The following is a 16,741-nucleotide window of genomic DNA, read 5'->3' as shown; positions in this document are numbered from 1 at the left end:
CGTGGACGAGGTCCTGGGCAACCAGGAAGTCGTGGTGAAGAACCTGGGATCACAGTTGTCCCGTTTGCCTGGTCTGGCCGGCATGTCGGTCCTGGCATCGGGTGCTGTCGCTCTGATCTACAACCCGGTGGCTCTGGCGACGGTGTATGGCGAGCAGGTGCGTGGTTGGGTGGCGAGCCGGCAACAAGTGGCGCTGACGTCAGCCCTGCCCGATGACGCGCCGGCACCGGTGGACCTGGCGGTCAACGCCGTTCCGTTGGTGCTGGTGGTGGACGACTCCATCACCGTGCGCCGTGTCACGCAACGCTTGCTGCAGCGCGAGGGTTACCGGGTGACGCTGGCGGCCGATGGTCTGCAGGCGCTCGAAAAGCTGCAGGCCGAACGCCCCACCGTGGTCTTGTCCGACATCGAGATGCCACGCATGGACGGTTTCGACCTGGTGCGCAACATTCGCAGCGATGCGCGGCTGGCCGACCTGCCGGTGATCATGATCACGTCGCGCATCGCGGAGAAACACCGCGAACATGCGCGCGATCTGGGTGTGGATCACTACCTGGGAAAGCCGTACTCCGAAGACGAGTTGCTGGCGCTGATCGGCCACTACGCCAAAGCGGCGGTCGACGCCTGAACCGCGTCAGCCCAGGCAGCCGCGTGCGTCCACACGCACGAGGCGTTCCACCTGGCCCGCGGCCAATCCACCGCGAACACCGACCATGAAGTCGTGCAGGTTCACCGTGGGGTCGCAGTGCCCCGGCACCAGCCAGACCACCTCGCCCAAGACCGGCAAGGGAGCACCACCGCCGGCGCGCAGCACGCCGTGCTCGTCACCGCCGCTGCTGTAGTTCAGGCCGGGCGGGAACCAAACCGTGGGCATGCCGCTGTCGATGGCGTGGCTCTTGTGGCCCGCGTCGCACACCGCGTGGGCGTCGTTGAGGCTCATCACTTCGCTTTTCACGAACAGTGCGTGTTCGAACACCGGTGCCAACGGGGAGACTTCGTTGCTTGCGTAATCGGCGTCCATGAACAAGTAGGAACCCGCTTGCAGTTCGCCCCACACGCCGCTGGTGGCCTCCAGTGAAAAAGTGCCGGTGCCCGCGCCGGTGACCAGCGGCACAGGGAAGCCAGCGGCTTGCAAGGCGTCGCAGGTGGTCCGCACGGCACGGGTGGCCTCGGCCATGGCCTCTGCGCGCCCGGCGGCTGTGCGGCGGTGCTGTGCGCCGCCGTGGTAAGCCTGCAAGCCGGCAAAGCGCAAGGTCGGAACGGTGGTGATGGCCTGCACCAGCGCCACCGCCGCCGCGCCCGGCGCCACGCCGCAGCGGCCCTGCCCCACGTCGATTTCCACCAGCACATCCAAACTGGCGGGGGCATCCACACCGGCCGCTTGCAAGGCCTGTGCAAGGCGCGTCACACCCAGCGCGCTGTCGATCGCGATGGAAAACACCGTGGACAGGTCGCGCACCGCCTGCGCCAGGCGCAGGAGTTTGGGCGCAGCGATGACCTCGTTGCTGATGTAGATGTTGCGCACGCCGGCGTGGGCCAGCGCCAGTGCTTCGTCGATCTTCTGAACGCACACGCCCACCGCCCCGTGGGCCATCTGCAGCTGCGCCAGTTCGGCGCTCTTGTGCATCTTGGCGTGGGGCCGAAGCCGCAGGCCGTGCTCGCTGGCAAACGCTGCCATGCGCGCGAGATTGCGGTCCATGGCGTCGAGGTCGATCACCAGCGAGGGTGTGTCGATGGCCGCCACGCCGTGGCCAATGCAGGCCTGCGCGCGTTGCCAGCGGGTGGTGAATGCGGTGTCAGGCATGGCGTTCGTCCAGGGTTTTTCCTTGTTCGGGTTGCAGATGGCCGGCATCGGCCCACCCCACGAGGCTCAGGCCTTCGGGCGACCAGAGCAGGCGGTTGATGGCGGTGTTGGTCAGTTCCCAGCTGCGCGGCGCCTGCAAGCCCAGGCGCGTGGCGGCCCGGTACAGGATGTCCAGCACGCCGCCGTGGGCCACCAGCAGAATCTGCTCGCCCGGGTGGCGCGCTGCGATCTCCTGCACGGTGGACACGACGCGCGCTTCGAGTTGCAACAAGGATTCGCCGCCGTCGGGTGCGAAATCGGGCACACGCTTGCGCCAGGCCAGCGACTCCTCGGGGAAGCGATGTTCCAGCTCGGACCAGGTGTGGCCTTCAAAGCGCCCGAAGCAGCGTTCGCGCAAACCGATGTGTGGGGTGACCGTCTGGCCTCGGGCGTGGGCCACCGCCTGCGCGGTCTCCAGCGCGCGCAGCAAATCGCTGGCGTAGCACGCGGCAATGGGCTCGTCGCGCAGCGCGTCCGCCAACCGAGCGGCCTGCCAGCGGCCGTGGTCGTTGAGTTCGATGTCGGTGTGGCCCTGGATGCGGGTGTCCCGGTTCCAGGCGGTCTCACCGTGGCGCACAGCCAGGATGCGGGTGACTTGCAAAGGGTGTCCTTGGAGGCGATCGGAAGCCTGCAAATGTACCGGCGGCGCCACTGTTGCGGGCGTTGAAAGCCTTGAAAACGCAGGGTATGCGAGACAATCCGGGGCATGACCCTGCCGCCATCCCCGTCCGACGGGGACTTCTCGACGCTCTTCAACTTTCTGCCGATCGGTGCGTACCGCAGCTCGCCCGACGGGATGATGCTGCGGGCCAATCAGGCGCTCGTGCGGCTCAACGGGTACGAGGACGAAGCGCAATTGCTGCTGGGCGTCAAGGACATCGCCACCGAGTGGTACGTGCAGCCAGGGCGGCGCGCAGAGTTCGTGGCCCTCTTGATGCGCGATGGCTTCGTCAAGGGATTCGTGTCCGAAATCTGGCGCCACAAAACGCAAGACCGGGTGTGGATCAGCGAGAACGCGCACGTGGTGCGCAATGGCTCGGGCGAGGTGGTTTTTTACGAAGGCACGGTCGAGGACATCACCGAGCGCATGCGGGTGCTGGAAGCGCTGCGCCAAAGTCAGGCGCAACTTGAGCGCATCACCGACCAGATGCCGGGGATGGTGTTTTCGCTGTACCAGCCGCGCGAGGGGCCGCGCAGGTACCACTTTGTGAGTTCGGGCGTGCGTGACATCTACGAGTTCGAACCCGCGGACCTGCTGCGCGACCCGATGCTGATCACGCGTTACCGCCACCCCGACCATGCGCACGAACTGGAGCTGGAGGTCGATGCGGTGATGCAGGCCCCGGTGAGCCTCTCCAGCGAGTTTCGTGTCGTGATGCCCGACGGGCGCATCAAGTGGGTCTACAAACGATCCAGCGCGGTGGAATTCGACAGCGAAGGCACGCGGCGTGTGGGCGTGCTGCTCGACATCACCGACCGCAAGGAAGCCGAAGCCGCCCTGCATGCCAGCGAAACGCTCTGGAAGCTCGCGCTGGAGAGCGCGGGAGACGGCGTGTGGGACTGGAACATCCGCACCGGCGAGGAGTTTTTCTCCACCAGCATCAAGGCCATGTTCGGCTACGCCGACGACGACATTGCCAATCTCTCGGCCGAACTCGACGAACGCACCCATCCCGACGATGTGGCCCAGATGCGGCTGGATCGCCAGGCGCACTTTGATGGCCTCGTGCCGGTCTACCGCAACGAACACCGCATCCGCTGCAAGGACGGTCGCTGGAAGTGGGTGCTGTCGCGCGGGGTGGTGATTGCGCGCGACGACAACGGACAACCCCTTCGCATGGTGGGCACGCACACCGACATCACCGAACTCAAGGAAGCCGAAGCCCAGCAGCATGCGCTGGAGGTGCAGTTGCGCGAATCGCAAAAGATGGAGGCGATCGGCACCCTGGCCGGCGGCGTGGCGCACGATTTCAACAACCTGCTTGCCGCCATCCTGGGCAACCTGGTGCTGGCGCGCGAAGACGTGGGCGAACACCACCCCGCGCAGGAAAGTCTGGCCGAAATCAGCCGCGCTGCGATCCGGGCGCGCCAGCTGGTGCAGCAGATCCTGACTTTCAGCCGGCGTCAGACGCAGGAGATGCAGCGACAGCCACTCAAGCCCCTGGTTGAAGAGGCGTTGGGTCTGATGCGCTCCCTGTTGCCCGCCGGTCTCAAGCTGGTCACGCGGTTGCCGTCGTCGAGCCTGCAGGTGCTGGCCGATGCCACGCAGATGCAGCAGGTGCTGATGAACCTGTGCACCAACGCCTGGCAATCCATGGAAGGCGGCTCTGGCGAGATCACAGTCGCGTTGCGCGAGGTTCGGCTGGACGCCTCGCAGGCCCTGCAGTTCGGTGGTTTGTCCAGCGGTGCCTACGCCTGCTTGAGCGTGGCCGACAACGGCCCGGGCATCGACGTTGAAACCCAGCGCCGCATTTTCGAGCCGTTCTTCACCACCAAGGCGCCTGGCGCCGGCACCGGTTTGGGACTGGCGGTGGTGCACGGCATCGTCAAGGCGCACCGGGGCGTGATCGACCTGCATTCCCAACCGGGCGAAGGCACGCGATTCGACGTGTACCTGCCGCTGGCGGCGGCGGCCGACGCCGGGGACGTCGTTGAAGTCACGGTGGCGGCCGCCCCCGCCACCTTGCGCCCCGGCAAGCATGTGGTTTACATCGACGATTACGAGGCGCTGGTGTTTCTGGTGGGGCGACTGCTGCGCAAGCAAGGCCACCAGGCCACGACCTTTGAATCGGGTGAAGCGGCGGTGGCTTGGATGCGCATGCACCCCGAGGTGTCGGTGGACCTGGTGGTGAGCGACCAGAACATGCCGGGTCTCTCGGGTGTGGAGACCGCCATCGAGCTCCATCGCCTGCGACCCGGGCTCAAGATCGCCATCATTTCCGGACACGTGAACGAACGGCTGCTGATCGAGGCCAGCGCGGCCGGCGTGAGCGAGGTGATGGGCAAGCAGGACAGCATGGACGCGTTGGGTGAGGCCATCCGCGGTCTGCTGGATTCGGCGGCCTGAAGCCCGCCGGAGATGTCAGGCGCTCAGCGCGGCACTTCGATGTTGACCTGCCGCAGCCCGGCCGGCGGTGCCGGGAAATCGCGCAGCGCCGCGTCCAGCATGGCCATCCACAGGGGATTCGAGCTGTTCCAGCGGCCGTCGTGTGCCGCACGCGTCTCGTACACCACCCGTCCGCTGGCCGCGTGGCGGATCACCAGCGAAACCTCCCGCTGGTAGTAGGGCGTGTCCATGCGCAAAAAGAGCGGCGCGTAGACGATCTGGCCGGAGCCCGTCACCACGTAATCGCGCCCCGGGAAACCAAAGCCCGGACCGAAGCCACCACCCCAGTAATTGTCGAAGGGGCTCTCCCACGGCGCGCGTGGCAGTCGCAAGGTGGCGCCGCTGACCTCCACTGTCCAGGGCGGGGTGACGCCGGCCGCGGCCGGCGTCCAGCCGACCTTCGCCAGCGAGATCGCCGCCAGCTTCTCCAGGGCGTCCTGGCCGGCACCGGAGCGCTGGTCCTGCTGCGAGGGCAATCGGTCAAAGCGGTAGACCTGGGGGGCCTGCGGAATGGTGGCCGTGCCGCTTGGCGTGGGCCGGTCGGCCCATCGCGCATAGCTCTGCACCTGGTTGTCCACCAGGAACACGCTGGCGCAACCGCTGAGGGCAAACAGTGCCCCTGCGGCGGCGGCCATTCTGAACAGGCTGGACCAGGAACGGTCGGCAGTCGGGTGGGTCATGAAGCCTCCTGGGAAAGCGGCGCGCGCCGTTTGGGTTCCTCAGTGCGCGGTCGAAATCGATATGACCGTGCGGGTGCTGCCGACGTTCCCCACCGCGTCCGGTTCATCTGACAAGAGGGGCGTTGCCGGAGCGGGCAGTGGCTCGTCGTCAAAGGCCTTGTCACCGTCCTCGCTGGCTTCGCCCGTGGCGCGGATGGTCTCGAACGGAAACAGCGAGCGGTCCATCAAATGGCTGGGCACGATGTTCTGCAGGGCCGAGAACATGTTTTCGACGCGGCCTGGAAACCGCTTTTCCCAGTCCTTGAGCATCAGGCCCACCTGCTTGCGCTGCAGGTTTTCCTGGCTGCCGCACAGCGTGCACGGGATGATGGGGAACTCACGCACCTCGGCCCAGCGGGTGAGGTCTTTCTCGGCCACGTAGGCCATGGGGCGGATCACCACATGCTGCCCGTCGTCGCTCACCAGCTTGGGCGGCATGCCCTTGAGCTTGGCGCCGAAGAACATGTTGAGCAGCAGGGTCTGCAGGATGTCGTCGCGGTGGTGGCCGAGTGCGATCTTGGTCGCGCCCAGTTCGCTGGCCACCCGGTAGAGGATGCCGCGTCGCAATCGGGAGCACAGACTGCACATCGTCTTGCCCTCGGGGATCACGCGCTTGACGATGGAGTAGGTGTCCTGGTTCTCGATGTGGAACTTCACGCCCAGTTCCGTGAGGTAGGCCGGCAGGATGTCGGCCGGAAAGCCGGGCTGCTTCTGGTCGAGGTTGACCACGATCATCTCGAAGCTGATCGGCGCGCGCGCCTGCAGCTTCTGCAGGATGTCGAGCATGGCGTAGCTGTCCTTGCCGCCCGAGAGGCAGACCATCACGCGGTCGCCCTCTTCGATCATGTTGTAGTCGACGATCGCGCGGCCGACTTCGCGGCACAGGCGTTTTTCAAGTTTGTGGTTTTCGTGTTCGGTTTTCATGTCGGTGTTCTCACCACTGCCCGCTTTCCATGCGGATCGCGACTTCGCAGTCGTCAAAAATTTCCAGCTTGGCGATCTTCACCCGCACGCCGATCACGCCGGGCATCTGCATCAGGCGGCGCGTGAGTTTGCCGATCAGGCTCTCCAGCAGGTTCACGTGTTCGGCGGTGCACTCGTCGATGATGATCTGGCGCACCTTGCGGTAATCGAGCACATGGCCGATGTCGTCGTCGTGCGGCAGCAGTGGCTGGGTGCCCTGGTTGAGTTCGGCGTCCACCTGGATCGGCTGCGGCCCCGACTTCTCATGGTCGAGGATGCCCAGGTTGGCGTTGAAGCGCAGCCCGGTGAGGGTGAGGATCTGTGTGCCGGCGCTGGTGGCGTTCATGGGCTCAGCTTTCATGGGCGGCCTTGATGCGAAACACCTCGACCCCGACCGCTTCGCAGTCGGGGTACACGTCCGGTTTGCAGGTGGAGACCCGAACCGCCCGCACGCTCGGGTGGCTCAGCAGCCGGGCTGCGATGTCGTCGCAGAGCGTTTCCTGCAGTTCGATGTGGCCCAGGGCGATGCGTTGTGCCACGACCTCACGCACGAAGTCGTAGTTGACCACCTCGTCGATGTGGTCCTGGCTGGGCGTGGAGCTCGCGAACGGGACGTGGAGGTCGACGTCGATCCACATGCGTTGCGGGGCGGTTTTTTCAAAGTCGTGCACGCCGATCTGGACCTGGACTTCGTGGCGCCGCAAGAACAGCTTGCGGCAGTCCAGAAGCAGCGAGCTGGGCTCAAAGGGATTCAAGGGGTTTCTCCTGTGACAGTGTCTCGACCACGAACATCACGTCGCGCTCCAGGGGCACGAGATGCTGCCCGGCGTCCACGTTGACCGTGGTGCCGGTGATGCTGCCGTTGGCTGCCAGAAACAGGCAGGTGCTCGCGACGTCCTGTGGGCTGGTGGGCTTTCGCAGCAGGTTCACGCGCCGGGCCCGCTCGAAGTTCTCGGGCAGCTGGGGTCCGCTGACATAGATGAGTCCGGGCGCGACACCGCACACCCTCACGGCGGGCGCCAGGGCCTGCGCCTGCAGCGCCACCGCGCGCTCCAGCGCCAGTTTGGACAGGGTGTACGAGAAGTAGTCCGGATTGAGGTTGTGCACTTTCTGGTCGAGCACATGGACGACGCAGGCGTCGGGCAGCGGTCGCTGCGCGCGGTGGCGTGCGAGTTCACGTCCGAGCAGGAGCGGAGCGATCAGGTTCACGTCCAGCTGCTCACGCGCCAGCGCCGGGTCGAAGTCGATGCCGGTGTCGGGCTCGAACGTGGACGCGTTGTTCACGATCGCCCGCAGCGGCCCGCCTGTGGTCTCGATGTGCGCCACCATGGCTTCGATCTGGTCGGTGTGGGCCAGGTCGGCCTTGACGGTGTCGATGCGGTGACCCTCGGCGCGCAGCGTTCGGGCGAGCTCGGTGGCGGGGGCTTCGGAGCGGGCGAAGTGGCACCAGACATGCCAGCCGGCCTCGGCGAACGTGCGGACGATCTCCGCGCCCAGGCGCAGCGCGCCACCCGTGACCAAGACCTGACCGGGTTGATCAGCGGAATGTTTCAAGCGAACCCCTTGTGAAAACGAGCCAGATCTTGCGCGAAGTGCCGTCGATGCGCCGGGCCGAGTGCCCCTGCGACCATAATCCAGCTCAACACCCCCCTGACCCACCGGGGCAGCGTCAACATTTTCAGCCTGCGGATCAGATCGCCGGATGTGCTGGGTTCTTCATTGTTCATGGTCGATGCTTTTGTGATGACCGATCCTGCGGTCGAATTGACGTCGATTATCCGGCGGCACCTTGAGGCACAAGGCGGCTGGTTGCCGTTCGACCGCTTCATGGCCATGGCCTTGTACGAGCCCGGCCTGGGCTATTACACCAACGCCTCGGCCCAGTTCGGCCACACGCCGCAAGGCGGCAGCGACTTCGTGACCGCACCCGAGCTCACGCCCCTGTTTGGCCACACCCTGGCGCGCCAGGTGGCCCAGGCGCTGGACGCCACCGGAACCGACGAGGTCTGGGAGTTCGGTGCCGGCACCGGTGCGCTGGCGTTGCAGGTCATCGACGCCCTGGCGGTGCAGGGCCGTCCGTTGCGCCGCTACACCATCGTTGACCTCTCGGGCAGCCTGCGCGAGCGCCAGCGCGCGACACTGGCCGCGCACGCGGACCTGGTGCGCTGGGTCGATGCGCTCCCCGAACACATGGAGGGCGTGGTGCTGGGCAACGAGGTTCTGGACGCCATGCCGGTGCAGTTGCTCGCGCGCGTGGGCGGTGCGTGGTTCGAGCGCGGTGTGGCCTGGCACGACGGGCAACTCGCCTGGGCTGACCGACCCACCGAGCTTCGGCCGCCACTGGCGGTGCCCGGTGAACACGACTACCTGACCGAGATCCACCCGCAGGCCGAGGCCTTCGTGCGCACCCTCGCCGACCGGTTGCATCGCGGGGCGGCGTTTTTTCTCGACTACGGATTTCCCGAGGCCGAGTACTTTCACCCGCAGCGCCACATGGGCACGCTGATCTGTCACCGCGCACACCAGAGCGACAGCAACCCGCTCGTCGATCTGGGCCGCAAGGACATCACCGCGCATGTGAACTTCACCGGCGTGGCACTGGCCGCGCAGGACGCCGGGATGGCGGTGCTGGGCTACACCAGCCAGGCGCGGTTTCTGTTGAATGCCGGCCTGTTGGCGCTGGCCCAGTCCGCCGACGCGCGGCAGAACGCGATGATGCAGAAGCTGGTCAACGAGCACGAGATGGGTGAGCTGTTCAAGGTGATGGCGCTGGCGCCGGCCAGCAGCGCCGATGGCTGGGTGCCCCTGGGTTTTGCAGCGGGCGACCGCACGCACCGGCTCTGAGCATGATCCGCTGGATGATCGTCATCTTCCTGGCGCTGCTGCTCATCAGCTGGTTCACGCCGATGCTGCGTCGCCTGGGCTTCGGCCGGCTGCCTGGTGACGTGCGCTTCAAGGCCTTCGGGCGCGACTGGAACCTGCCGTTCGCCACCACCATCGTGCTGAGCATGCTGGCCAGCCTGATCAGCTACCTCGTCTGAGGTGCTTGCAATGGGTGCGGCCGCCACCACCTGAAAGTCATGAGCACCGAACCCCTGCACATCGTCTGCCCCCACTGCCACACCACCAACCGCGTCCCGCGCGACCAGCTGGTGTCGGCGCCCGACTGCGGCAAATGCCACCAGCCGCTGTTCACCGGCCACCCGGTGGCGCTGGACGAGGCCGCGTTCGAGAAACACATTGCCCGCTCGCAGGTGCCGGTGCTGGTGGACTTCTGGGCCCCCTGGTGCGGCCCCTGCCGCGCGATGGCGCCGCAGTTTGAAGCCGCCGCGCGCGAACTGGAGCCCCGCATGCGGCTGGCCAAGGTGAACACCGAAGAGGCGCAGGCGCTGGGCGCGCGGCTTCAGATCCGCAGCATTCCCACGCTGGCGCTGTTCGTGGGCGGGCGCGAGGTGGCGCGCCAGCCCGGCGCCATGGGCGCGGCCGACATCGTGCGCTGGGCGCGCGCGCAGCGCCCGGGTTGAACCCGGTGCCCGGGCCGCGGTGACCGGGCTATCATCCGGCGCTTTGCGCAGTCCGGCTGCTGCGCAGCGCACCCACGGAGGCCCGCCGCCATGTCCCCTGACGTTTCCGAGACCGGCCGACTGCTGGCCGATGTGGGCGGCACCAACGCCCGCTTTGCCTGGCAGGCCCACGACGGTGCCCCCGTGTCCGACGTGCAGGTGCTGCCGGTGGCCGACTTCCCCACGCTTCAAGCTGCCATGCAGGCTTACCTGGCGGGTCTGGGCCGGGGCCGGCCCGCCATGGCCGCGATCGCCATCGCCAACCCGATCACCGGCGACCAGATCCGCATGACCAACCACCACTGGGCCTTCTCGCAGGCCGCGGTGAAGGCCGAGTTCGGCCTGTCGCAGCTGCGTCTGCTCAACGACTTCACCGCGCTCGCCCTGGCCTTGCCCGACCTGCCGGCCAGCGAACTCCGGCAGGTGGGTGGTGGAGCGGGTGAGCCCGCCAAGGCCAGGGCCCTGCTCGGTGCGGGCACCGGTCTGGGCGTCTCGGGCCTGGTGCCCGACGGCAAGGGCGGCTGGGTGCCGCTGGAAGGCGAGGGCGGCCATGTGACGCTCCCGGCCGTGAGCGCGCGCGAGCGGCTGGTGATGGATGGCCTCGCGCGCTTGTACGGCCGCGCCTCGGCGGAGCGCCTGTGCAGCGGGCAGGGCCTGGTCGATGCGTTCACGCTGCTCTGCGAGGCCGACGGCGTGGCCTTGAGCGGGCTGAACACGGCCGCTGCCGTGACCGACGCGGCCCTGAAGGCCCGCCAGCCCCAGGCGCTGGAAGCCCTCAACATGCTGTGTGCCGTGCTGGGTTCGGTGGCGGGCAACCTGGCGCTCACGCTGGGCGCACGCGGCGGGGTGTACATCGGTGGCGGCATCGTCCCGCGCCTGGGCAGCTGGTTTGACGCCTCGCCGTTCCGCCAGCGTTTCGAGGCCAAGGGTCGCTTTCAGCGCTACCTGAAAGACATCCCCGTGTGGGTGATCACCTCAGCTCAGTCGCCCGCCTTGCTCGGCGCGGCCCGGTCGTTGTCGGGCCTGCACTAGCCAACGTTCGTCAGTCGTCCTGCAGGTTCCACCGAAAGCCGCAGCGCTTGCAGCACACCGGCACCAAGCGCTGGGCCGCGAGCCGCCGGTCTTCCACCTCCTGCAGCTTGAGCAGACCGTAGGCCTGGCACTGGGCACAGTTGGCCTGGTTGGCCATTTCTTCGGCGTGCATGAGCAGGTAGAGGTAGCGGCGCATCGACCACAGCGCGATGGCCGCGCACACCAGCACGAAGGCGGTGTTCATCAGTTTTTCGCTGGTGCTGGCACCGCGAAACGCCTCGAAGCTGGCCATCATGGCCACCGCCGAGATCAGGGCCAGCGCCATGTGCGCATGGCTGGACAGCAGCTCGCGCTCGTACCACTTGCGGAAACCCACTCGCTGGATGCCGTCGGCCAGGGAGCGGTTGAGGGGGTTGCGAGCGGTCATGGTGGGCTCCTGATGTCCGCATGGTGGCACAGCCCTTCCAGCCTTGCCAGTGGGTGGGCCAATCGCCCACCTGCGCTGTGGCGTCAGGCCTCGGTGAGCTGCTGCAGCGCAAAGGCCGGTGCCTTGCCCTGGCGGTCCTGGCCGGCGTACACCGTCATGTGCGGGTAGGGAATCTCGATGCCGTGCTCGTCAAAAGCCGCCTTCACCCGGCGCAGGTATTCGCGCTTGACGCCCCACTGTTCCAGCGGCAGGGTGCGGAAGCGGCAGCGGATGACCACGGCCGAGTCGGCCAGGCTCTCCACGCCGGCGATCTCCAGCTCGGCCAGGATCTTCAACCGGAAGGCTGGGTCTTGCTGCAGGTTGGCTGCTACGTTGCGCATCACCGCCATCACCTCGTCCACGTTCTCCCGGTAGGCCACGCCGATGTCCATCACCGCGTTGCTGAAACCCCGCGTCATGTTGATCACGGTGCTGATGTGGCCGTTGGGCACGTAGTGCACATTGCCGTCGTAGTCGCGCAGCTGCACGTAGCGCAGCGTGACCACCTCCACCGAGCCCGCGTGGTCGCCGATCTTCACCACGTCGCCCTGGCGGATCTGGTTCTCCAGCAGGATGAAGAAGCCGGTGAAAAAATCCTTCACCAGGCTCTGCGCACCAAAGCCCACCGCCAGACCGACCACGCCGGCCGCGCCCAGGATGGGTGCCACCGACACGCCCAGCTCGGCCAGCACCAGCATGCCCGCGATCAGGCTGACCACCACCGAGGCGAGGTAGCGGAACACGCGGCCCAGGGTTTCAGCGCGCTGGGCCGACTCGCGGTCGTCCATGCGGCTGGCGATGCGCTCGCGCAGGGTGCGGATGGCGCGCTGCAACACCGCGATCAGCACCCAGGCCGCCACGATGATCAGGGTCACGCGCAGCAGCGTGGTGGCGGCACCGCCCAAGCTGGCCCACCAGCGGGCTGCGGTTTCAATCAGGGTGTCGTTCATGGGGTCCTCCGGTTCGTGAAAAGGCAAAGCTCGCGCCGGCCCACAGGCCAACGCGAGCGGGTGGGGGGTTACGGGGCGGGAACGGTGGCCAGCGCGTCCAGGAAGCGCTTGCGCCACCAGTGCACGTCGTGCTTGCGGATGCCCGCCAGCAGCGCCTGGTGGCGGCGCTGGCGTTCTTCGAGCGGCATCTGCAGGGCGCGCTGGATCGTTTCTGCCGTGCGCGTGGTGTCGTATGGATTCACCAGCAAGGCGTCGCGCATCTGCTCGGCCGCGCCAGCAAACCGCGAGAGCACCAGCACGCCCGGATCGGCCGGGTCCTGCGCGGCCACGAATTCCTTGGCCACCAGGTTCATGCCGTCGCGAAGCGGCGTGACCAGCGCCACGCTGGCCGCGCGGTAGAGACCCGGCAGGCGCTTGCGCGCCACGTTGCGGTGGATGTAGCGCACCGGCATCCAGTCGAGTTCACCGAAGTTGCCGTTGATGGCGCCGCACAGGCTTTCCAGCTCCTGCCGCAAGGCGGCGTAGGCGTCGACCGACTCGCGGCTGGGTGCGGCGATCTGGATCAGCGTGGCGCTGCCCAGGTTTTCCGGGTAGGCCTGCAAGAGTTGGCGGAACGCCTTGAGTCGCTGTGGCAGGCCTTTGGAATAGTCCATGCGCTCCACGCCCAGCAGCAGGCGCCGGCGCGAGTACTCGTCGCGCATCTGCGTGTACATCTCCTGCGCTTCGGGCGCCTCGCCGAGTTCGATGAACTCGTCCACATCGATGCCGATCGGAAAAGCCTGCACCCGCAGCGTCTTGCCGAAGGCCCGGAACTCGTGTTCGCCCAGGATGTCGGCGCCGGTCTCGGTGCCCACGTAGCGTGAGAAGTGCGCCACATCCGCCTCGCTCTGGAACCCGACGAGGTCGTAGGCGAACAGCGAGCGCATCAGCCAGTCGTGCTCGGGCACCGCGGCCAGCATCAGCGGCGGCGGCAGCGGGATGTGCAGGAAGAAGCCCATGCGCTGCTGGCAGCCCATGGCGCGCAGCTCCGCGGCCAGCGGGATCAGGTGGTAGTCGTGCACCCAGATCACGTCGTCGGGCCGCAGCAGCCCCGCCAGCTTGTGCGCCATCATCTGGTTCACCCGCCGGTAGCCGCCGATGTAGCCGGCGTCGAAGTCGGCCAGGTCCAGGCGGTAATGGAACACCGGCCAGAGCACGCCGTTGCTGTAGCCGAGGTAGTAACTGTCGTGGTCTTCGCGGCTCAGGTCCACCGTGGCCAGTTGCACCTGGCCGGCGGTCTGCAGGTGCAGGTCGCCTTCGCCGGGCGTGCCGTCCTCCACGATCTTGCCGCTCCAGCCGAACCACAGCCCGCCCGTGGCTTCGAGCGCTTGCCCCACGGCGACGGCCAGCCCGCCGGACGCGGCCTTGCGCGGGTCGGCCACGCGGTTGGAGACGATGACGAGGCGGCCCATCTGTTGCGCCGTCAAATGACGGCGTCCCATGGCGCGGAAAGCCGCACCGCCGCGTTGATGATGCCCACCATCGAATAGGTCTGCGGGTAGTTGCCCCACATCTCGCCGGTGGTGGCGTGCGTGTCTTCCGAGAGTATGCCCAGCGGGTTGCGCGCGGCCAGCATGGTCTCGAAGATGGCGCGGGCTTCGGCCTTGCGGCCGGTGCGCGCCAGCGCGTCGATGCGCCAGAAGGTGCAGATGTTGAAGGCGGTCTCGGGCTTGCCGAAGTCGTCGGCCGCCTCGTAGCGGCGCATGTAGGGGCCGTCGCACAGGTGTTCTTCGAGCGCTGCCAGCGTGGCCACGAAGCGCGGGTCCATCGGGTCGATGAAGCCCACCTCCACCATCAGCAGCACGCTGGCATCGAGGTCGCGCCCGCCGAAGCTCTCGGCAAAGGCCTGGCGTTCTTCGCTCCACGATTCCCGCAGGATGCGGTCGCGCATCGAGGCCGCGCGGTCGCCCCAGTGCTGGGCGCGGCCGGGCAGATCGAGCGTGAGTGCGATCTTGGCCAGGCGGTCGCAGGCGGCCCAGCACATCAGCGCGGAACTGGTGTGCACGCGGGCACGGGTGCGCAGCTCCCACATGCCGGCGTCGGGCTGGTCGAACACACGCGCGGCCTGTTCGCCCACCGCCTCCAGGCGCTCGAATTCGGCGAGGCCCGCCGGGTGCAGCAGGCGCCGGTCGTGGAAGGCCTGCGCGGCGGCCAGCACCACGTTGCCGTACACGTCGTGCTGGAAATGTTCCTGCGCCTGGTTGCCCACGCGCACCGGTCCCATGCCGCGGTAGCCGGGCAGCGTCTCGCAAATGCGCTCGGGCAACTCGCGTTCCAGGCCGATGCCGTGCAGGGGCTGGATGTGGCCGCTGGCATCACCGTCCTTCGCACCCACCACCACGTTGGAGAGCCAGCGCAGGTAGTCTTCGAGCGTGCCGACTTCGGCCAGGCTGTTGAGCGCGCGCACCACGAAAAACGCGTCGCGCAGCCAGCAGTAGCGGTAGTCCCAGTTGCGCTGGCTGCCCGGGGCTTCGGGGATGCTGGTGGTCATGGCGGCGACGATGGCGCCGGTGTCTTCGAACAGCGAGAGCTTGAGCGTGATGGCCGCGCGGATCACCGCGTCCTGCCACTCCAGCGGCACCCCCAGCCGCTGGCTCCAGCCGCGCCAGTAGGCCAGCGTCTCCTGCTCGAAATGGCGCGCGGTGTCGCCAATGCCGCCTTCGAGCGTTTCGTCGGGCCCGAACATGAAGTTGAGCTCCTGCGTGAGCAGGAACGGCTCGCGCGCCAGCACATGGCTGATGGACGCGTCGGTGTGCAGGCGCAGCGTTTGTGCATCGCCCACGTAGCGGATGTGGTGGCTGCCCGACGTGATGCGCGGGGCCTGAGCGCCCCAGTCGAAACGCGGCGTGAGCGTCACGCGGATGCGGGGTGCGCCTTTGAGCGGGCGCACGCGACGCACCAGCTGGGTGGGCCGGAAGTAGCGGCTGCGCGAGAGAAAGCGCGGCGCGAAGTCGGTGATCGCAATGCCCTGGCCCTGGCTGTCCCACAGCTCGGTCACGAGCACCGCGGTGTTGGGCTCGTAGCGCTGGGTGGCTTGCACCATGTCTTCGAGTTCGATCGCCCACGAGCCGGCTTCAGCATCCGCGCCGCCGAGCAGCGCGTGAAACACCGGATCGCCGTCGAAGCGTGGCAGGCAGCTCCAGACCACACGGCCGTGCGGATCGATCAGCGCGCTGAAGGCGCAATTGCCCACCACGCCGAGCGAAAGCGATGGGGCAGCGGGTGGCGTGAAGTTGTTGGAGAGGGTCATGCGTGGATCAAAGGGGTTTGCAGGGCGTCCGCGAGCCAGGCGCGCAGGGCTTCGGGGTTGTCGCAGCGGTGCCGGGCGCAACTGCTGCCCGCGCCCACCTTGATGCCGGCGCCGCCCAGGCGCTGCACCACGGCGAACCCGGCTTCGTCGGTCACGTCGTCGCCGGCGAACACCGGCGAGCGACCGGCAAACGGCGCTTCGTTCATGAAGGCCTGGATGGCGAGGCCCTTGTTCACACCGACCGACTTCACTTCGATCACGGCCTTGCCGCGCAACAGCTGCAGACCGCTGGCGTTGTCGATGGACCGCGCCAGCGTCTGCACGCACAGGGCTTCGAGCGAAGGCGCGAGCCGGAAGTGCAGCGCCATGGAGGTTCGTTTGATTTCCAGCAGCAGCCCGTTGTGCCGTGACACGAGGTGCTGCGCGGCCGCCACCGCGCGGTCCAGACCTGGCGGTCGAAGCGCCGCCGCGTCGCCGTGCGCCGACACGCGCAAGGCCCCGTGCTCGAATGCGGCCGGCCAGCGCCAGGGGGAGAGCAGGGGTTCGATGTCTTCGCGGGCGCGGCCCGTGACCAGTGCCAGCGCACCGTTCAAACGGTCATGCAGCCGGTCCAGCAGCCGCGCGAGATCGCCGGGCACGTCCACCGCATCGGGGCGGTGGGCCAGATCGGTCAGCGTTCCATCGAAGTCCAGGAAGAGTGCTGACCCTTGCGTCAGCAGCTTGGGCAATGTACTCATCAGCGGGCCACCGTAACACGCGATGCGTGCGCATGACCAGCCTGACGGCATACCCCACCTTCAGGGTGCGAAG

General features: G+C 67.5%; 19 protein-coding genes. 6 read left to right on the top strand and 13 right to left on the bottom strand.

Annotation, left to right across the window (positions count from 1 at the left end; translation table 11 throughout):
* Window positions 1-628, top strand: a 628-nt coding sequence (locus tag Q1W68_RS16555) for a response regulator (RefSeq protein WP_300717113.1), incomplete at its 5' end; no start/stop codon positions are given.
* A 6-nt stretch (window positions 629-634) separates the two neighbouring features.
* On the opposite strand, the gene Q1W68_RS16550 is transcribed toward Q1W68_RS16555, so the two are convergent.
* Window positions 635-1,804 carry a DSD1 family PLP-dependent enzyme gene (locus Q1W68_RS16550; protein WP_300649275.1) on the bottom strand — a complete coding sequence of 390 codons (1,170 nt, stop codon included), beginning with the start codon at window positions 1,802-1,804 and terminating at the stop codon, window positions 635-637.
* Window positions 1,797-2,444, bottom strand: coding sequence for a histidine phosphatase family protein (locus tag Q1W68_RS16545; protein ID WP_300649273.1), 648 nt, complete (start codon window positions 2,442-2,444; stop codon window positions 1,797-1,799). Before Q1W68_RS16545 ends, Q1W68_RS16550 begins: the two co-directional genes overlap by 8 nt.
* Window positions 2,445-2,549: 105 nt before the next feature.
* Between Q1W68_RS16545 and Q1W68_RS16540 the strand changes: the two genes are divergently transcribed.
* On the top strand, window positions 2,550-4,910 hold the full coding sequence (locus Q1W68_RS16540; protein WP_300649272.1) for a PAS domain-containing sensor histidine kinase: 2,361 nt from the start codon (window positions 2,550-2,552) through the stop codon (window positions 4,908-4,910).
* Window positions 4,911-4,933: 23 nt separating this feature from the next.
* Here Q1W68_RS16540 and Q1W68_RS16535 read toward each other — a convergent pair whose 3' ends face one another.
* The 6 genes from Q1W68_RS16535 to Q1W68_RS16510 are packed head-to-tail and all read right to left on the bottom strand — an operon-like array spanning window position 4,934 to window position 8,358.
* Window positions 4,934-5,629 (bottom strand): hypothetical protein, encoded by a 696-nt coding sequence (locus Q1W68_RS16535; protein WP_300649270.1) that lies wholly within the window; start codon window positions 5,627-5,629, stop codon window positions 4,934-4,936.
* A gap of 39 nt (window positions 5,630-5,668) precedes the next feature.
* The gene (gene ttcA, locus Q1W68_RS16530; protein WP_300717112.1) at window positions 5,669-6,592 is read right to left on the bottom strand and encodes a tRNA 2-thiocytidine(32) synthetase TtcA; all 924 of its coding nucleotides are present in this window, start codon (window positions 6,590-6,592) and stop codon (window positions 5,669-5,671) included.
* A 10-nt stretch (window positions 6,593-6,602) separates the two neighbouring features.
* Window positions 6,603-6,977: a dihydroneopterin aldolase gene (locus Q1W68_RS16525; protein ID WP_300649267.1), complete on the bottom strand. Its 375-nt coding sequence runs from the start codon at window positions 6,975-6,977 to the stop codon at window positions 6,603-6,605.
* 4 nt (window positions 6,978-6,981) lie between these two features.
* Window positions 6,982-7,386 (bottom strand): dihydroneopterin aldolase, encoded by a 405-nt coding sequence (locus tag Q1W68_RS16520; RefSeq protein WP_300649266.1) that lies wholly within the window; start codon window positions 7,384-7,386, stop codon window positions 6,982-6,984.
* Window positions 7,373-8,185 (bottom strand): SDR family oxidoreductase, encoded by an 813-nt coding sequence (locus Q1W68_RS16515; RefSeq protein WP_300649264.1) that lies wholly within the window; start codon window positions 8,183-8,185, stop codon window positions 7,373-7,375. The genes Q1W68_RS16520 and Q1W68_RS16515 overlap by 14 nt, the downstream gene beginning before the upstream one ends.
* On the bottom strand, window positions 8,182-8,358 hold the full coding sequence (locus Q1W68_RS16510) for a hypothetical protein (protein ID WP_300649262.1): 177 nt from the start codon (window positions 8,356-8,358) through the stop codon (window positions 8,182-8,184). Before Q1W68_RS16510 ends, Q1W68_RS16515 begins: the two co-directional genes overlap by 4 nt.
* A 16-nt stretch (window positions 8,359-8,374) precedes the next feature.
* On the opposite strand from Q1W68_RS16510, the gene Q1W68_RS16505 reads away from it, so the two are divergent.
* From Q1W68_RS16505 to glk, 4 genes are all read left to right on the top strand, one after another.
* A complete protein-coding gene (locus tag Q1W68_RS16505) occupies window positions 8,375-9,475 on the top strand; it encodes an SAM-dependent methyltransferase (RefSeq protein WP_300661954.1) in 1,101 nt (366 codons plus the stop codon).
* A gap of 2 nt (window positions 9,476-9,477) precedes the next feature.
* Window positions 9,478-9,672 carry a DUF2905 domain-containing protein gene (locus tag Q1W68_RS16500; RefSeq protein WP_056268090.1) on the top strand — a complete coding sequence of 65 codons (195 nt, stop codon included), beginning with the start codon at window positions 9,478-9,480 and terminating at the stop codon, window positions 9,670-9,672.
* Window positions 9,673-9,711: 39 nt separating this feature from the next.
* Entirely contained in the window at window positions 9,712-10,155 is a 444-nt protein-coding gene (gene trxC / locus Q1W68_RS16495; protein WP_300649258.1) for a thioredoxin TrxC, read from the top strand.
* Window positions 10,156-10,245: 90 nt separating this feature from the next.
* The gene (glk, locus tag Q1W68_RS16490) at window positions 10,246-11,226 is read left to right on the top strand and encodes a glucokinase (RefSeq protein WP_300649256.1); all 981 of its coding nucleotides are present in this window, start codon (window positions 10,246-10,248) and stop codon (window positions 11,224-11,226) included.
* Between the two features lie 10 nt (window positions 11,227-11,236).
* On the opposite strand, the gene Q1W68_RS16485 is transcribed toward glk, so the two are convergent.
* The 5 genes from Q1W68_RS16485 to otsB all read right to left on the bottom strand — a co-directional run bounded on the left by Q1W68_RS16485 (window position 11,237) and on the right by otsB (window position 16,668).
* The gene (locus tag Q1W68_RS16485) at window positions 11,237-11,653 is read right to left on the bottom strand and encodes a hypothetical protein (protein WP_300717111.1); all 417 of its coding nucleotides are present in this window, start codon (window positions 11,651-11,653) and stop codon (window positions 11,237-11,239) included.
* An 83-nt stretch (window positions 11,654-11,736) separates the two neighbouring features.
* Complete coding sequence (locus tag Q1W68_RS16480; protein ID WP_300649359.1) at window positions 11,737-12,642, bottom strand: mechanosensitive ion channel family protein; 906 nt, start codon at window positions 12,640-12,642, stop codon at window positions 11,737-11,739.
* A gap of 68 nt (window positions 12,643-12,710) precedes the next feature.
* Window positions 12,711-14,093 (bottom strand): alpha,alpha-trehalose-phosphate synthase (UDP-forming), encoded by a 1,383-nt coding sequence (gene otsA / locus Q1W68_RS16475; protein WP_300649361.1) that lies wholly within the window; start codon window positions 14,091-14,093, stop codon window positions 12,711-12,713.
* A gap of 11 nt (window positions 14,094-14,104) precedes the next feature.
* The gene (locus Q1W68_RS16470) at window positions 14,105-15,931 is read right to left on the bottom strand and encodes a glycoside hydrolase family 15 protein (RefSeq protein ID WP_300717110.1); all 1,827 of its coding nucleotides are present in this window, start codon (window positions 15,929-15,931) and stop codon (window positions 14,105-14,107) included.
* Window positions 15,928-16,668 carry a trehalose-phosphatase gene (otsB, locus tag Q1W68_RS16465; RefSeq protein ID WP_300649356.1) on the bottom strand — a complete coding sequence of 247 codons (741 nt, stop codon included), beginning with the start codon at window positions 16,666-16,668 and terminating at the stop codon, window positions 15,928-15,930. The genes Q1W68_RS16470 and otsB overlap by 4 nt, the downstream gene beginning before the upstream one ends.
* Between the last annotated feature and the right edge of the window lie 73 nt (window positions 16,669-16,741).

It is taken from the genome of Hydrogenophaga sp., assembly GCF_030158645.1.
Classification (GTDB): domain Bacteria; phylum Pseudomonadota; class Gammaproteobacteria; order Burkholderiales; family Burkholderiaceae_C; genus Hydrogenophaga.
The sequence above is the reverse complement of the archived record's forward strand: the minus strand, read 5'-3'. Positions and strand labels throughout refer to the sequence as shown.

Excerpts from the sequence above, each read along its gene's own strand:
- Q1W68_RS16550 (WP_300649275.1), bottom strand. The coding sequence starts at position 1,804 with ATGCCTGACACCGCATTCACCACCCGCTGGCAACGCGCGCAGGCCTGC.
- Q1W68_RS16540 (WP_300649272.1), top strand. The coding sequence starts at position 2,550 with ATGACCCTGCCGCCATCCCCGTCCGACGGGGACTTCTCGACGCTCTTC.
- Q1W68_RS16535 (WP_300649270.1), bottom strand. The coding sequence starts at position 5,629 with ATGACCCACCCGACTGCCGACCGTTCCTGGTCCAGCCTGTTCAGAATG.
- ttcA (WP_300717112.1), bottom strand. The coding sequence starts at position 6,592 with ATGAAAACCGAACACGAAAACCACAAACTTGAAAAACGCCTGTGCCGC.
- Q1W68_RS16525 (WP_300649267.1), bottom strand. The coding sequence starts at position 6,977 with ATGAACGCCACCAGCGCCGGCACACAGATCCTCACCCTCACCGGGCTG.
- Q1W68_RS16510 (WP_300649262.1), bottom strand. The coding sequence starts at position 8,358 with ATGAACAATGAAGAACCCAGCACATCCGGCGATCTGATCCGCAGGCTG.
- Q1W68_RS16505 (WP_300661954.1), top strand. The coding sequence starts at position 8,375 with ATGACCGATCCTGCGGTCGAATTGACGTCGATTATCCGGCGGCACCTT.
- Q1W68_RS16500 (WP_056268090.1), top strand. The coding sequence starts at position 9,478 with ATGATCCGCTGGATGATCGTCATCTTCCTGGCGCTGCTGCTCATCAGC.
- trxC (WP_300649258.1), top strand. The coding sequence starts at position 9,712 with ATGAGCACCGAACCCCTGCACATCGTCTGCCCCCACTGCCACACCACC.
- glk (WP_300649256.1), top strand. The coding sequence starts at position 10,246 with ATGTCCCCTGACGTTTCCGAGACCGGCCGACTGCTGGCCGATGTGGGC.
- Q1W68_RS16485 (WP_300717111.1), bottom strand. The coding sequence starts at position 11,653 with ATGACCGCTCGCAACCCCCTCAACCGCTCCCTGGCCGACGGCATCCAG.
- Q1W68_RS16480 (WP_300649359.1), bottom strand. The coding sequence starts at position 12,642 with ATGAACGACACCCTGATTGAAACCGCAGCCCGCTGGTGGGCCAGCTTG.
- otsA (WP_300649361.1), bottom strand. The coding sequence starts at position 14,093 with ATGGGCCGCCTCGTCATCGTCTCCAACCGCGTGGCCGACCCGCGCAAG.
- Q1W68_RS16470 (WP_300717110.1), bottom strand. The coding sequence starts at position 15,931 with ATGACCCTCTCCAACAACTTCACGCCACCCGCTGCCCCATCGCTTTCG.
- otsB (WP_300649356.1), bottom strand. The coding sequence starts at position 16,668 with ATGAGTACATTGCCCAAGCTGCTGACGCAAGGGTCAGCACTCTTCCTG.